Genomic DNA, 14,482 nt, shown 5'->3' with positions numbered 1-14,482 from the left:
CGCAGGGACGCGCGCCATTTTGAATTCGAGGCGAAACGCTCAGCTCTGCTTCAAGCGCGTCTCGATCTCGCTCTTCGCCTTGGCGTAGAGCTCCAGCGCGCGCGGCTTGGCCCATTGATAGGCCTCGACCAGGCGCGGCGCGAGCCAGCGCAGGAAATCGGCGCTCAGCCGGCCGGCCGTGGCGACGCCCTCGACGATACGGTCGAACCAGGGCAGCGCCGCATGGCCTTCCGGGATTTTGGAGCGCGTCCAGGCGACGGCGAGCTTCAGCTTCTCCTGCGCATAATCGGCGAGCACGACCAGCGGATCGGGCGAGCCGGCGGCGGTAAGCCGGTCCTTCAAATGGGCGATCTCGGCGCTCGCCTGCGCGGCGAGCACGGCGGCTTTCTCCTTGGCGCCATGGGCGGCGGAGAGCTCGGCGCGCAGAGCGTCCAGCTCGGCGCTCAGCCGATCGCGATGCGCGACGACGCCCTCATGCTCCGCGATGGCGGCGGCGATGGACTTCGCCTTCTCTTCCACCGCGGCGGAGAGCTCGGCGCGGGCGGTCTCCAGCTCCTTCGCCAAGGCGCTCGCCTTGGTGATGAGCTCGATTTTGTCCTTGGCGTGGCGGTCACGCTCGGCGGTCATCGCCTCGAGCTGCGCATCCAGGCTCACGGCTTCGACGCCGTTCGACGCCTCCTCGGCGACGGGGGGCTGTTCGGACAGGTTCATCTCCTACCTCTCTTCGTGGCCTAGAGACGCATCCGGCGCGAAACATAGAGAATTTTGTCGATTCGGCAAAAGCCGAATCTTCCCTCCATGCGCCCGCGCCCGCTCACGGCCGATCTCGTCGATCTGTCCGCGCCGAACCGCACCTAGCGTTCGGCGCAATGAGATCAACCGCTTGTGAAACTCACCTCGCTCGCTCCCGCATTCGAGGCCGATCGAGGTCCTGCCGCCGCGCGCTCAGCGATCGGCGAAGAGGGGGGTGACGCCCTCCGTATCTATATAGACGACGCCGTCCTCGATCTTGACCGGATATTCGGCGAGCCGGCTTTCCTGGGGATGGATCGGATCGCCGGTGCGCAGATCCCACGTCCAATTATGGAGCGGGCAGGTCAGCACCTCGCCGTCGAAATCGGCCGTGTCCAGCGGCGCGTTGGTGTGCGGACACACGCCCTGGAAGGCCTTGATCTCTCCGCCGAAGGCGAAGGCCAGGATGATGAAATGGGAATCTGCGATGACGAGCCGCATTTCCCCTTCGAAAACAGTGTCCTCCTTGCAGACCCTGGTGAACATGTCCTTGCTTCTCCGAATGCCCGCCGCAGCTTCGCGGCGGCCCGCGCTAGGCCCAGCAAGAAAAGCGCCGACCCGCCCCGGCGCCGCGTTGATTTCGCCCGAAGGCGCGCCCATAGTCCCGCCCGTGAGCGCGAAAGAGCCGAAATTCTGCGTCGTCCAGACGACGATCGACAGCGAGGCGGGCGCTGAGCGCCTCGCCCGCGCCCTGCTCGCCGCCAAGCTCGCCGCCTGCGTTCAGATACTCCCCATCCGCAGCTTCTACGTGTGGGAGGGCGAGACGCGCGCCGACGCCGAATTTCTGGTGCAGTCCAAAGCGCGCGCGCAGGATTATGACGCGCTCGCCGCCGCCATTCGCGCCGCGCATCCTTACGAGGTCCCGGAGATCATCCGCCTCGACATCGCCGCCGGCGATCCCGCCTATCTCGACTGGGCCGCGCGCGCCACCATGCGGGACGCCCCCTCCTCCTGAGCGGCGGGAAACGCCCAGCCCCACGCAAGCCTCGCTCGGCAAAGATCGTCGCGCCGGCCGCGGCCGCGCCGCCGCGCCGCCGCCGGCAGGAGAGAGCATGCGCGCGGAGCGGAGCCAGTCATGACGTCGGTCTACTCGTCGCTGACGACAGCGCAGATCGCCCGTCTGCCGACGACCATCATGCGCCAGCTCGACACCTCGGACATAGAGGCGCTCGACACGACGCAGATCGCCGTGCTGACGGCGACGCAGCTCAATAATCTCTCGACCACCAATCTTCAGGCGCTGGTGACGACGCAGGTCGCCTCTCTGTCCAAGGCGGCGTTGATCGGGCTCGATCTGTCGCAGTTTTCGGCGCTCGCCTCCAGCGATTTCGATTCCTTCACCACGACGCAGCTTTCCGCGCTCACCAGCACGGAGCTCAACGCGCTCGACACCAGCGAGCTCGGCAGCCTGAGCACGACGCGGCTGCAGGCGCTGACCGCCGCGCAGATCGCCGCGCTCTCGACGACCGAGGTCTCGCGCCTCACCACGACGCAGATCGCCAGCCTCTCCTCGACGCAGGTGCGCGGCCTCACCGCCACGCAGCTCGATGCGCTCAGCCTCGATCAGATCATCGCGCTGCAGGTGAGCAATCTGAGCGCGGCGCAGGCGCGCACGCTGAACGGAACCGAGCTCGGCGCGCTCACCACGACGCAGCTCGCCTCGCTGTCCTCGACGCAGATCGGCTCGCTGACGACCACGGCTTTCGACAGCCTCTCGCAGACGGCGGTGCAGAATTTGACGGCGACGCAGCTCGCCGGCGTCGCCGCGACGCAAATCGCGGCGCTGACGACTGCCGATCTCGGCGAGTTCGCCACGACGCAGCTCTCGGCGCTGACGCTCACGCAGACGCGCGCCCTCACCACGACGCAGCTGGCGGCGATGACCTCGACCGAGATTCAATCGCTCACTGTCGCCAATCTCTCCAATGCGCAGATCGCCGGGATGAACGCGACCGGCGTCGGCAATCTCTCCGACGCGCAGGTGGCGGCGCTGGTCCCGACGCAGATCGCCGCTCTCTCCACGACGACGCTCAACGGACTCACCACGACGCGGCTCGGCGCGCTCACCACGACGCAATTTGCCGGCCTCTCCGCCGCGCAGATCGCCGGCCTCTCCGATACGACGCTCGCCAATCTGACGGAGACGCGCCTCGTCGCGCTGACGACGACGCAGGCGCGCGGGCTGACGGCGACGCAGCTCGCCGATCTTTCGACGACGGGGCTGCAATCGCTCGACGTCACCGAGCTCGCCGCCGCGCAATTTGCGGCGATCGACGCGACCACATTCTCCGATCTCTCCACCACGCAATTCGCCGCGCTGTCCTCGACGCAGATTCGCGCGCTGACGACGACGCTGCTGAACGTGCTGTCCGCGACGATGATCGCGAGCCTGACGACGACGCAGGTCGATTGGCTGACCGCCGGGCAGATCGCCGGACTGACGACGACGCAGATCGGCAATCTGACGACGACGCAGACTTCCGCGCTCGCCGCCACGCAGGCGCGCAGCCTGACGACGACGCAGCTCGTCGCCATGACGACGACGGCGATCCAGTCGCTCGCCATCGGCAATCTCACTGCTGCGCAGATCGCCGCGCTCGTCACCAGCAACGACGGCGGATTGAGCGTCACGCAGGTCGGCGCGCTCGCTTCGACGCAAATGTCGGCGCTCTCCACCACATTCCTCAATCTGCTGACCACGACGGAGCTGCAGAGCCTCACCACCACGCAGGCCGCGGCGCTCACCTCGGCGCAGATCGGCGGACTTTCGGCCGACGCAATCGACAGGCTGACGACCGCGCAGCTCGCAGCGCTCACCTCGACGCAGGCGCGCGGGCTGACGACGACGCAGCTCGACGATATGACGACGGCGCAGATCCAATCGCTGACCATATCGCAGCTCTCGGCGGTACAGATCGCCGGTCTCGGCTCCGCCGCCTTCGGCAATCTCTCCACGAGCCAGCTCTCCAACCTCACCTCGGCGCAGATCGCTGGGCTGACGACGACGCAATTCGACGCTTTCAGCTCCACGCAGATCGCCGGCTTCACCACCACTCAGCTCGCCGGCCTCACCGCGACCGAGGTCAATTCGCTGGAGACGACGCAGATCGCCGCGCTGAGCGTGACGCAGATCGCCGCAATGCCGACGCGCGCCTTCGCCGGCCTCGCCGACACGCAGGTCGCCGCGCTGACGACGACGCAGCTCGCCGCTTTCGCCACGACGCAGATCGCCGCGCTCACCTCCACCGCCGCCACGGGGCTGACCAGCGCGCAGATCGCTTCGCTCGCCACGACGCAAATCTCCGCTCTGACGGCGGCGCAGACGCGCGCTCTCGCCGATTGGCAGATCGCGACGCTGAGCACGACGCAGCTCGGCGCCTTGACCACGACCGAGGCCGCCGCGCTCACCTCGACGCAGCTCGCCTCGCTGTCTCTGACGCAGATCGACACGCTGACCACGACGCAGGTGGCGGCGCTCTCGGCCGTGTCGATCGGCGGATTCTGGCAGAGCCAAATCGCCGAGCTGTCGACAACGCAGGTCACGGCGCTCACCTCGACGCAGGTCAAGGCGCTCGCCGACACGCAGGTCGGCGCGCTCTCGGCCGCGCAGCTCGGCGCGCTCACCTCGACGCAAGTCGCCGCGCTTTCGACGAGCGGCTTCGGCGCCCTCACCTCCACCGCCGTCGCCGCTCTCACCACGACGCAGATCGGCGCGATCGGCGCGCTGCTGACGGCCGCGCTGTCGGATGCGCAGATTGCGGCGCTGAGCGCGACGCAGATCGCCGCTCTCTCGGTCGCGGCCATGTCCGGCCTCGGCGCGGCGCAGGTCGCCGCCATGACGATGACGCAGCTCGCGACGCTCGCCACCACGCAGATCGCCGCGCTGGCGACGACCGCCGTGGCCTCGCTGTCGACGGCCAATGTCGCCATGCTGACGACGACGCAGGTCGCAGCGCTCACCTCGACGCAGATGCGCGCCATGTCGGATGCGCAGATCGCCGCTTTCTCCATCGCGCAGCTCGCCGCATTGCAGAAGGCGCAGCTCGCCGCGCTTTCGACGACCGGCGTCGGCGGATTATCGACCAGCGACATATCCTCTCTCACCACCACGCAGCTCGGCGCGCTGACCACGGCGCAGATGAGCGTGCTGGTCGACACGCAGCTCGCCGCTCTCACCGCGACGCAGATCGCCGCGCTGGCCGCGACGCAGATCGCGGGCCTTTCGGCGGATGCGGTCGCCAGCCTTTCCACCAGCGTCGTCTCCGCGCTCGCCACCACGCAGCTGCGCGGCTTCACCGCGCGTCAGCTCGGCGCGCTGACGCTCGGCCAATTGGGCGCGCTCACCACGACGCAGCTCGTCGCGATGACGACGACCGAGCTCGCCGGCCTCACCGACATTCAAGCGGCGGCGCTGTCGACGACGCAGCTCGGCGCGCTCGCCGGCACGCAGATCGCCGCGCTCACCACCACCGCCGTCGCCGCACTGACGACCACCGAGGTTGCCGCGCTCAGCACGACGCAGATCGGCGCCCTCACATCGACTCAGGCCGGCGCGCTCTCCGCAACGCAGATCGCCGCCTTCGGCCTCGATCAGCTCGCGCGGCTGACCTCGACTCAGCTCTCCGGCCTGTCGACCGCGACGATCGCCGGCCTCACGCTCACCGAGCTGCAGGCGTTGACGACGACGCAGCTGCGCGGCCTCACCGCGGCGCTGATCGGCGCGCTGACGACCAGCGAGCTCGCCGCGCTGGCGACGACGCAGATCGCCGCTCTGACGACGCAAGAGCTGCAAGGCCTGACGCAGACACAGGCGGCGGCGCTCGCCGCGACGCAATTCGACGCGCTCGCCGCCACGCAGATCGCGGCGCTCTCCACTTCGGCGATCGGCGGGCTGACGACGACGCAGGTGCAGGCGTTGAGCGCAACGCAATTCGGCGCGCTGGCGGCGACGCAGATTTCCGCGCTGAGCAGCGCGCAGCTCGCCGCGCTGACCACGACGCAAGTGGGCGCGCTCACCGCGACGCAGGCGCGCGGGCTGACCTCCACCGAAGTCTCGCAGCTCGACGCCACCAGGATCGGCGCGCTCTCGACCACGGCGATCAAATATCTCACCAGCACGGCGATCGGCGGCCTCACCGCCACGCAGATCGGCCTGCTGACGACGACGCAGCTCGCCAGCGTCGCCTCGACGCAGATCGCCGCTTTGTCCAGCACCGCCATCGCCGGGCTCAGCAGCGACGAGATCGGCGCGTTGACGACGACGCAGTTCCGCAGCTTCTCCTCCACGGGCGTGGCGGCGCTGACGACGACGCAGGTGCAGGCGCTCACCACGGCGCAGATCGGCCTGTTGACCAGCACGCAGATCGGCGGCCTCGCCGCGACGCAAGTGGCGGCGCTCACCGCGACGCAGCTCGGCCTGCTGGCCGCTTCGCAGATCGCCGCGCTGGCGACGACGGGCGTCGGCGGATTGACGCAGACGCAGGTCGGCGCGCTCACTGCCACGCAATTCTCCGCGCTGACCGCCGCGCAGATCGCCGCTCTGTCGACGAGCGGCGTCGGCGGGCTGACGACGACGGAGCTCGGCGCGCTCACCACGACGCAATTGCAGAGCTTTACCTCCACCGAGATCGGCGCGCTCTCGACCACGCAGCTCGCCACGCTCACCACGTCGCAGCTGAAGACTCTCACCGCGCAGGAAATCTACGGGCTGACCTCGGCGCAGGTCGCCGCGCTCGGCACGGAACGGCTGACGGCCTTGAGCGCGGCGCAAATCTCCTATCTCTCGACGACCGGCGTCGCTGGACTCAGCCAAACGCAGATCGCCGCCCTCGCCGACACGCAATCGGCCGCGCTCTCGGCCGATCAGATCGCCGCTCTCTCGCCCACCGCCGTCGCCGGGCTCAGCACGACGGAAATCGCCTCGCTGAGCTCCACGCAATTCGCCAGCCTCTCGGCCTCCGCCATAGCGGCCCTGACCTCGTCGCAATTCTCGAGCCTCACCTCGACGCTGATCGCTCTGCTCTCTGCGACCGAGCTCGGCGGCCTCACCGCGACGCAGGCGGCCTCGCTCACCACGACGCAGCTCTCCGCATTGAGCGAGACGCAGATCGGCGCCGTCTCCTCGGACGGAATCTCCGGGCTCTCGGCGACGCAGATCGCCGATCTGACGACGACGCAATTCTCCGGCTTTCAATCCACGCAATTCGCGGCGCTGACGACGGCGCAGATGCAGGCGGTGACGACGACGGAGATCGCGGCGCTGACCAACGCCCAGCTCGGCGGCCTGCTGCGCCCGCAATTGCGCGCGCTGACGACGACGCAGGTCGGCGCGCTCACCACATCGCAGATTTCCGCGCTGGCGACGACGCAGGTCGTCAATCTCACCACCACCGAGATCGGCGCGCTCTCGTCCACGCAATTCAACGCGCTGACCTCGACGCAGATCGGCGCGCTCACCACGCAGCAGCTCGCCAATCTCGACGGCCCGGTCATCGCCTCCTTCAACGCGCTCCAGCTCACCGGTCTCACCACGACGCAGGTGGCCGCGCTGACCACATCCGCCATAGCGGCGTTGACGACGACGGAGCTGCTGGCGCTCAACGGCAATCAGATCGCCGCCTTCACCACGACGCAGATCGCCGGCATGACCACGCAGCAGCAGGCGGCGCTGGCGCTGGCGGTCTCGTGATTTCACATTTGACCGGGAGGCGCCCCGATTCGCGCCTGACGCAAAAGGGAGCCCGCCGCGGGCAATGACCGACGAATTGAACGAGCCATTGGGCTTGAACGAGCCGCTGGAGCCACGCCCGGCGCGCCCTCGCGGCAAGCGGACGAAAAGCGTCGTCGCCGCATTGCTGCTCTGCGGAGCCGGCGGCGCCGCGCTTCTCCTGTCCTTGCGCGATCCGCAGGCGGGCCAGCCCGTCGCCGTCGCGCGCATCGAAATGGTCGAGCCGCCGCCGGCGCCGGCGAGCGTTCCCATGGAGCGCGCGTCGGTCACGGAAACGGACAAGCGCGCCGATGAGATCGCCGATATCGAAAAGCGCTCGGGCGTCAAGGTCACGCGCGTCGGCGGCGGCGAGCTTCCCGGCGCGCTCATCATAAGGCTCGACGAGCAGCATACGGCGCTCGCGCCGGCGCCGGACAAGCGCCTGGTGGAGAAAGGCCGCAGCGGCCCGCTGCCCAAGATCGGCGCCGATGGCGCGAAGCCGATGGAAGTCTACGCCCGCCCTGCGACGATCAGCGCGCGTCTGCCCGCTGGCGCGCCGCGCATCGCGCTCGTCGTCGGCGGCGTCGGCCTCAATGCGCAGCTCACGGCGAGCGCCATCGACGAATTGCCCGGCGCCGTCACGCTGGCGCTCGCGCCCTATGGCGCCGATCCGGAGAGCGTCGCCGCCAAGGCGCGCGACCGCGGCCATGAGATTTTGCTGCAGGCTCCGATGGAGCCTTATGATTATCCGCGCGAAAATCCCGGGCCGCATACGCTGCTGACGACGCGCGGCGCCGGGCTCGAGGATCTGCACTGGCTGATGAGCCGATTTTCGGGCTATATCGGCATGGTGAATTATCTCGGCGCGCAATTCACCGCCGACGAGACCGCGCTGACGCCCACGCTCACCGACATAGCCGGGCGCGGGCTGCTCTTTCTCGACGACGGCACGTCGCCGCGCTCGCTCGTTGCGACCCTCGCGCCGCGTCTCGCCTTGTCGGCGGCGCGGGCGGATGTGGCGATCGACGCCGGCGCCTCGGGCGAGGCGATGGAGAAGGCGCTGACGCAGATCGAGGCGCTGGCGCGCCGCAATGGTCAGGCGATCGTCGCCGCCGGCGCGCTGCCGCAGACGATGACGCGCCTCGCACGTTTCGCGCGCGAGCTCGAGCGCAAGGGAATTGCGCTCGTGCCGCTGAGCGCGCTGGCGTCGCGGATCGAGGACAAAGAGGCGAAAGCCGGAAAGTGGAAATGAGCGAGCTGGCCTACAGACCCTGCGTCGGCGTCATGCTGATCAACGCCAAAGGCCTCGTCTTCCTCGGCCGGCGCCTCTCCAAGCGCGCCGATCCGCAGGTGATCGAGCATGAATGGCAAATGCCGCAAGGCGGCATAGACGCAGGCGAGGAGCCGCTCGCCGCCGCGCTGCGCGAATTGCACGAGGAGACCAATGTGACCAGCGTCTCCGTGCTCGCCGAGGCGCAGGATTGGTACAGCTACGATCTGCCGCCCGAGGCCTCGAAGCGCTGGAAAGGCAAATATCGCGGCCAGACGCAGAAATGGTTCGCTTTCCGCTTCGAGGGCGAGGAGGCGGAGATCGACATAGAGCGCCCCTGCGACGGCCAGCACGAGCCGGAATTCGACGCCTGGCGCTGGGAGCGTGCAGCGCTATTGCCGCAGCTGATCGTGCCTTTCAAGCGCGACGTCTATGAGCGCGTGGTTCGCGATTTCGCTCATCTCTCGGGAGACTGAGGCGCCGTCGTCGCGCCGAATATGGGCTCGAAGGCGCGGCGCAAAGCCGCGTCCACCGCCGCCATATCGGAGACCTTGCCGAGATCGGCGAGGCTCGTCACGCCAAGATGCGCCTGCCGCACGCCGCAAGGCGCTATGCCGGAAAAATGCGTGAGATCCGGCGCGACATTGAGCGCCAATCCGTGGAACGTCGTCCAGCGCCGCACGCGCACGCCGATCGCCGCAATCTTGTCCTCGGCCGGCTCGCCGAAAAGGCCCGCAGGCTTGTCCGGCCGGCGCGTCCATACGCCGACGCGATCCTCTCGCCGCTCGCCGGCGACGCCGAGCGAAGCGAGCGTTTCGATGAGCCAGGCCTCGAGCCCGGCCACATAGGCGCGCAGATCGCGCTTTCGCCGTGTGAGGTCCAGCATCACATAGGCGACCCGCTGTCCCGGCCCGTGATAGGTGAACTGCCCGCCCCGCCCGGTGCGATGCACGGGAAAGCGCGCATCGAGCAGATCGGCCTCCTTGGCCGAGGTTCCGGCGGTGTAGACGGGCGGATGCTCGAGCAGAAGGACGCGCTCGGGAGCGCCGCCATCGGCGATGCGTTCGACCAGCGATTCCATCTCGGCGACGGCGGCCTCATAAGCCACGAGGCCGGGCGCCACGACCCATTCCACCGGCGGCGAGCCGGGCCGGGGAAGCAGCGAAAGGGCGCAATCGTCGCGCAGCAATGGAGCGGTCATGAGAGGGAATGTATCGCGTCGCGCCGCGGCGCTCCAGCGGCGCGCGCGTCACGCTATCTGAACGATTCTATTTTTTCACCGCCGCATCGATCCGCCGCGGCAGAGGAAATTCCGCGCTTTCATACAAGCCGCGGATCGCCGCGCCCGTATAGGTCGCCTCGGCCACCTCGAGCGAGCAGGTTCCCAGCAAAGCGGCGGGCATATCCTCGACAGCGTAGCGAATCGCCTCCGCGGCCTGGGCGAAACGCCGGAATTCGACGGAGTTCTGATAGGATCGCGACCGCTTGGCGAGCGTCTTGGATGAGAAAAGGCCGGCTTCCATGCCGTAATCGAATGCGCTCATCGCTCTTCTCCCTGTCGTCCGCGCTTTTCGGCGCGAAAATCGATCACGACGCCGCCGCGCAGCCGTGTGGACGAGACGACGCGAGCGACGCGCACAACCCTCCGAAGCGAGAAATTACCAGGCGAATTCCATTCCCGCTTCCGTCACGACACGTTCGAGACCGTCCCGGTCTCCTTTGATGACATATTGGAATCCGGCGCCGCTGTCGGGCAGCAGGCGCATGATCCGGAATGTCTCTTTTTCCGTTCGCGCGCCGAGGCGATGATAGATTTGCGCGCCGAGACGAAACTTATGCGTCGGCGCTTCTTTGCGAAGCCGCTGATAGCGGGAGAGCTCATTCGAATGCGCGCTCACAATGTCGGCCCTTTCGGATGGAGTGCGACGCGCCGATCCGCGAAGGAACGACGCGCCTCCACCGGGGGAGAAGGCCCCGCGCTCGCCGCCGGTACATCCGCGGTCGGCGCGCAGGGCCTGATCGCTAAGGTCAGTCGACCTTCAGCTGATCCGCCGATGATTTGCCGCTGCGCCGGTCGACGACGATCTCATAGGAGAGCTTCTGGCCCTCGGCGAGGCCGTTAAGGCCCGCACGCTCGACAGCGCTGATATGAACGAAGACGTCGGCTCCGCCGGACTCCGGCTGAATGAAGCCGAAACCCTTTTGCGCATTGAACCATTTCACGATGCCGGTCTGCATGACTTGTCCTTTCGAAGAACAGGGGGGATTGAGGCGTTCGCGACATGCGACGCCTCGCTTGATCGATGTTCTGGAGAGGAAGTCATAATGCCCGGGGCGCCGTTAGGCGCGAAGCAGGAGTCGACCGGCCGAAAACTCGATAGAACGTATGTGGGGCATTCGGGCGGATAATACAAGCGTGGCCGGCGAGAATTCGCGAAGCTCTCGCCTCGCGCGACCTTGCGCTCCCCGGCCGGCCCGCTATAGACCGCGCCATCGCCTCTCCCATTTAGTTGCCTCATGTCCGTGCTCGCCGTCTATCTCCGCGTCCTCGCGCAGCTGAAGCCCGAGAAACGTCTCGCGACGCTCCTCGTCGTCGCCAATCTCGCCGTGGCCATTGCGCAATTCGCCGAGCCCATGCTGTTCGGCCGCGTCATAGACGTGCTCACGCGCGCGCAGGCGGCGGGCGTCAAGCTCGCCTGGGGCGATCTTCTGCCGCTGCTGGCGGCCTGGGCCGGCTTCGGCCTCTTCTCCATCGCCGCGTCTGTGCTGGTCGCGCTGCACGCCGATCGTCTCGCGCATCGGAGCCGGCTCGCGGTGATGGCCGCCTATTTCGAGCATGTGCTCGATCTGCCGTCGAGCTTTCACGCCGGCGCGCATTCCGGCCGGCTGCTGAAGGTGATGCTGGAGGGCGCCTCGGGAATGGCGGGGCTGTGGCTCTCCTTCTTCCGCGAGAATTGCGCCTCCTTCGTCGCGCTCTTCGTGCTGCTGCCGGCGACGCTCTTCGTCAATTGGCGGCTCGCTCTGCCGCTCATCGTGCTCGTCATCGTCTTCGGCGCGCTCACCTCTTTCGTCCTGCGCCGCACAGAGCAATTGCAGAGCAAGGTGGAGCGTCACCATTCCTCGCTCGCCGAGCACGCCTCCGACGCGCTGGGCAATGTCGCCGTGGTGCAGAGCTTCACGCGCGTGCAGAGCGAGACCAATGCGCTGCGGCGGATCATCGACGAATTGCTCGCCGCGCAAATTCCGGTGCTCTCCTGGTGGGCGCTGGCGGCGGTAGCGAGCCGCGCCTCGGCGACGCTCACCCTGCTCGTCATCTTTCTGCTCGGCGCCTGGCTGCATTTGCAGGGCCTCGCCTCCATCGGCGAGATCGTCGCCTTCATGAGCTTCGCGACCATGCTCATCGGCAGGCTCGAGCAAATGGTCGGCTTCCTCAATGTGCTGTTTCTGCTCGCGCCCAAGATCGCCGAATTCTTCGCCATTCTCGACACGCGCCCGACGGTCGCCGATCGCGAGGATGCGCGCGATCTCGGCCGGCTCGCGGGCGCCGTCGCTTTCGAGAATGTGAGCTTTTCTTATGGCGGCGAGCGTCTCGCGCTGCGCGACGTCTCCTTCTCGGCGCGGCAGGGCGAGACCATTGCGCTCGTCGGCGCGACGGGCTCGGGCAAATCGACGACGCTCGGCCTCTTGCATCGCGTCTTCGATCCCGCGCAGGGCCGGGTGACGATCGACGGAATCGACATTCGCGACATGACGCTGACCTCGCTCCGCCGCAACATTGGCGTCGTGTTTCAGGAGCCCATGCTGTTCGCCCGCTCGATCGAGGAGAATCTGCGCGTCGGCAAGCCGGACGCCAGCGAGGAGGAGATCGCCCGCGCCGTGGAACTGGCGCAGGCGCGCGATCTGGTGGCGCGGCAGAGCGAGGGGCTTTCGACGCTGGTCGGGGAGCGCGGCCGCACGCTCTCGGGAGGCGAGCGTCAGCGCCTCTCCATCGCGCGCGCGCTGCTGAAGGACCCGCCGATCATGATTTTCGACGAGGCGACCAGCGCGCTGGACGCGACCACAGAGCGTCAGTTGCAAAAAGCGCTGGAGGCGGCGACCGCCGGCCGCACCACTTTCATCATCGCCCATCGTCTGGCGACGGTGCGCCATGCGGACCGCATATTGGTGCTGGATCACGGCGAGATCGTCGAGAGCGGGACCTTCGACGGACTGGTGGCGAAAGGCGGCCTGTTCGCCGAGCTCGCCAAGGCGCAGTTCATCACCGCGGCGTCGTGACCCCTCTCCGAGAGGCCCAGAGCGGCGGCTGCGCATTCGGCGGCTCCGACGCTTAAGCGATTGTTTCCTATAGGGGCAGAACCGCGCTATGCGCTCTAGCTCTCGCTCGTCGTCGCGCCTATCCTCGATGAAACGGCGCGAGCGATCCATGCTGACCAAATACCTGCAACGCTTTTCGCGGCGTTCGGACGAGCTTCCGGACGCTGCATTGATCGAGCTCGTGGAAGTCGTCTACAGGGCTCTTCCTCCCATCGCCATCATGGGCGTCACCATGGTCGGCATCGGCGCCCTGCTGACAATCCGGACAGGCGACGGCCTGCTTTTGCTCGTGACCCTCGCCGGCGCGATCGTCTCCGGCGCTCGCATCGCTCTCATGCTGCTCTATCGCCGCCGGCGGGCCGCCGCGCGCCCCACGGCGAGCGAAGCCAGGCAATGGGACCAGCGCTACGCCGTCGGCAGCTTCGCCTTCGCCGCCTTGCTCGGCGCGCTCGACGCGCGGGCGCTCACGGTGGAGGCCGCCGTGTCCGACCTCATATTGAGCCCGATGCTGGTCACGACGCTGATCCTCGCCTATGGGGCGGGCGTCGTCACCCGCCTGTCCGCCCGCCCGCAGCTCTGCTGGGGGAGCGTGGCTCTGGCGACCATACCGACAGTCGCGGGTTTCGGCATGCGCGCGATCGCCGCAGACGGCTGGTACGCGCAGACGGTCTTCGCCACTCAGGCGGTCGTCGTCGGCGTTTTCGCTCTGGCCGGCCTCGGGCTGGTCGAGGATTTCTATGACACGGTGCGACAGCAGATCATCGCGAAGCTGGATCTCGCGGCGCTGGCCGGCAGAGACCATCTGACGGGCCTCGCCAATCGCATTCTCCTGCAAGAGAAGCTGGAAGAGGCCGGCGCGCGCATCGAGCAGACCGGCGGCCTGTTCGCGCTCCATTATCTCGATCTCGACCGCTTCAAAGAGGTCAATGACAGTTTCGGCCATATCACGGGAGACGCCCTCCTCCGGGCCGTCGCCGAACGGCTGACGCAGACCGTGCGCCAGGGAGACACTGTCGCTCGCCTCGGAGGCGACGAATTCGTCGTCATCCAGCTCGGGATCCAGCTCTCCGACGAGGCGGAGCTTCTGGCGCGCCGCATCGTCCAGGCGGTCGGCGCGCCTTACGAACTCCTCGGAGGGAAAATTCAGATCGGCGTCAGCATCGGCGTCGCCTTGGCTCCGCGAGACGGAGCCGGGCTCGAGCAGCTCGTGTCCTGCGCCGACGCCGCCCTCTACCGAATGAAGCGCAAGGGACGCGGCGGCGGCTTTTGGGCAGAGGAGGACGCGCCTCTCGCCAGGAATGTCGCCTGACCGAAGCCAACCGGGGATGCGGGGGCGAAACCGCGCATTCCCACAACATATCGCGCCCTATTTCTTGCCTTCCCCGCTATTTTGTGGCGCT

General features: G+C 67.7%; 12 protein-coding genes. 6 read left to right on the top strand and 6 right to left on the bottom strand.

Going from position 1 to position 14,482, the window contains the following annotated elements:
• Window positions 1–39: 39 nt before the first annotated feature.
• Both METLW3_RS0102575 and METLW3_RS0102565 read right to left on the bottom strand, forming a co-directional pair.
• The gene (locus METLW3_RS0102575) at window positions 40–711 is read right to left on the bottom strand and encodes a hypothetical protein (protein WP_024878444.1); all 672 of its coding nucleotides are present in this window, start codon (window positions 709–711) and stop codon (window positions 40–42) included.
• Between the two features lie 234 nt (window positions 712–945).
• Window positions 946–1,278, bottom strand: coding sequence for a Rieske 2Fe-2S domain-containing protein (locus METLW3_RS0102565; RefSeq protein WP_024878443.1), 333 nt, complete (start codon window positions 1,276–1,278; stop codon window positions 946–948).
• 124 nt (window positions 1,279–1,402) lie between these two features.
• On the opposite strand from METLW3_RS0102565, the gene cutA reads away from it, so the two are divergent.
• The 4 genes from cutA to METLW3_RS0102545 all read left to right on the top strand — a co-directional run bounded on the left by cutA (window position 1,403) and on the right by METLW3_RS0102545 (window position 9,244).
• Window positions 1,403–1,747, top strand: a complete 345-nt coding sequence (gene cutA, locus METLW3_RS0102560; protein ID WP_024878442.1) for a divalent cation tolerance protein CutA — start codon at window positions 1,403–1,405, stop codon at window positions 1,745–1,747.
• A gap of 120 nt (window positions 1,748–1,867) precedes the next feature.
• Complete coding sequence (locus METLW3_RS0102555; RefSeq protein ID WP_024878441.1) at window positions 1,868–7,480, top strand: hypothetical protein; 5,613 nt, start codon at window positions 1,868–1,870, stop codon at window positions 7,478–7,480.
• Between the two features lie 64 nt (window positions 7,481–7,544).
• Window positions 7,545–8,750 carry a divergent polysaccharide deacetylase family protein gene (locus METLW3_RS0102550; protein WP_024878440.1) on the top strand — a complete coding sequence of 402 codons (1,206 nt, stop codon included), beginning with the start codon at window positions 7,545–7,547 and terminating at the stop codon, window positions 8,748–8,750.
• Entirely contained in the window at window positions 8,747–9,244 is a 498-nt protein-coding gene (locus METLW3_RS0102545) for an RNA pyrophosphohydrolase (protein ID WP_024878439.1), read from the top strand. Before METLW3_RS0102550 ends, METLW3_RS0102545 begins: the two co-directional genes overlap by 4 nt.
• On the opposite strand, the gene lipB is transcribed toward METLW3_RS0102545, so the two are convergent.
• From lipB to METLW3_RS0102520, 4 genes are all read right to left on the bottom strand, one after another.
• Window positions 9,226–9,969: a lipoyl(octanoyl) transferase LipB gene (lipB, locus tag METLW3_RS0102540; RefSeq protein ID WP_036308579.1), complete on the bottom strand. Its 744-nt coding sequence runs from the start codon at window positions 9,967–9,969 to the stop codon at window positions 9,226–9,228. The two genes, METLW3_RS0102545 and lipB, sit on opposite strands and share 19 nt — an antisense overlap.
• A gap of 67 nt (window positions 9,970–10,036) precedes the next feature.
• Window positions 10,037–10,312, bottom strand: coding sequence for a hypothetical protein (locus METLW3_RS0102535; protein WP_024878437.1), 276 nt, complete (start codon window positions 10,310–10,312; stop codon window positions 10,037–10,039).
• A gap of 114 nt (window positions 10,313–10,426) precedes the next feature.
• Window positions 10,427–10,666 (bottom strand): hypothetical protein, encoded by a 240-nt coding sequence (locus METLW3_RS0102525; protein ID WP_024878436.1) that lies wholly within the window; start codon window positions 10,664–10,666, stop codon window positions 10,427–10,429.
• A gap of 130 nt (window positions 10,667–10,796) precedes the next feature.
• Window positions 10,797–11,006, bottom strand: coding sequence for a cold-shock protein (locus METLW3_RS0102520; protein WP_024878435.1), 210 nt, complete (start codon window positions 11,004–11,006; stop codon window positions 10,797–10,799).
• Window positions 11,007–11,285: 279 nt separating this feature from the next.
• Here METLW3_RS0102520 and METLW3_RS0102515 point away from each other — a divergent pair, with 279 nt between their 5' ends.
• Together METLW3_RS0102515 and METLW3_RS0102510 are read left to right on the top strand one after the other, a co-directional pair.
• Complete coding sequence (locus METLW3_RS0102515; protein WP_024878434.1) at window positions 11,286–13,043, top strand: glucan ABC transporter ATP-binding protein/ permease; 1,758 nt, start codon at window positions 11,286–11,288, stop codon at window positions 13,041–13,043.
• 148 nt (window positions 13,044–13,191) lie between these two features.
• Entirely contained in the window at window positions 13,192–14,391 is a 1,200-nt protein-coding gene (locus METLW3_RS0102510) for a GGDEF domain-containing protein (protein WP_036309194.1), read from the top strand.
• The last annotated feature ends 91 nt before the right edge of the window (window positions 14,392–14,482 follow it).

The sequence above is a fragment of the Methylosinus sp. LW3 genome (genome assembly GCF_000527115.1).
In the GTDB taxonomy this organism is placed as follows: Bacteria; Pseudomonadota; Alphaproteobacteria; order Rhizobiales; family Beijerinckiaceae; genus Methylosinus.
The sequence above is the reverse complement of the archived record's forward strand: the minus strand, read 5'-3'. Positions and strand labels throughout refer to the sequence as shown.

What these genes read in the sequence shown, in the direction of transcription:
- METLW3_RS0102575 (WP_024878444.1), bottom strand. Translation starts at nt 711, where the DNA reads ATGAACCTGTCCGAACAGCCCCCCGTCGCCGAGGAGGCGTCGAACGGC.
- METLW3_RS0102565 (WP_024878443.1), bottom strand. Translation starts at nt 1,278, where the DNA reads ATGTTCACCAGGGTCTGCAAGGAGGACACTGTTTTCGAAGGGGAAATG.
- METLW3_RS0102555 (WP_024878441.1), top strand. Translation starts at nt 1,868, where the DNA reads ATGACGTCGGTCTACTCGTCGCTGACGACAGCGCAGATCGCCCGTCTG.
- METLW3_RS0102550 (WP_024878440.1), top strand. Translation starts at nt 7,545, where the DNA reads ATGACCGACGAATTGAACGAGCCATTGGGCTTGAACGAGCCGCTGGAG.
- METLW3_RS0102545 (WP_024878439.1), top strand. Translation starts at nt 8,747, where the DNA reads ATGAGCGAGCTGGCCTACAGACCCTGCGTCGGCGTCATGCTGATCAAC.
- lipB (WP_036308579.1), bottom strand. Translation starts at nt 9,969, where the DNA reads ATGACCGCTCCATTGCTGCGCGACGATTGCGCCCTTTCGCTGCTTCCC.
- METLW3_RS0102535 (WP_024878437.1), bottom strand. Translation starts at nt 10,312, where the DNA reads ATGAGCGCATTCGATTACGGCATGGAAGCCGGCCTTTTCTCATCCAAG.
- METLW3_RS0102520 (WP_024878435.1), bottom strand. Translation starts at nt 11,006, where the DNA reads ATGCAGACCGGCATCGTGAAATGGTTCAATGCGCAAAAGGGTTTCGGC.
- METLW3_RS0102515 (WP_024878434.1), top strand. Translation starts at nt 11,286, where the DNA reads ATGTCCGTGCTCGCCGTCTATCTCCGCGTCCTCGCGCAGCTGAAGCCC.
- METLW3_RS0102510 (WP_036309194.1), top strand. Translation starts at nt 13,192, where the DNA reads ATGCTGACCAAATACCTGCAACGCTTTTCGCGGCGTTCGGACGAGCTT.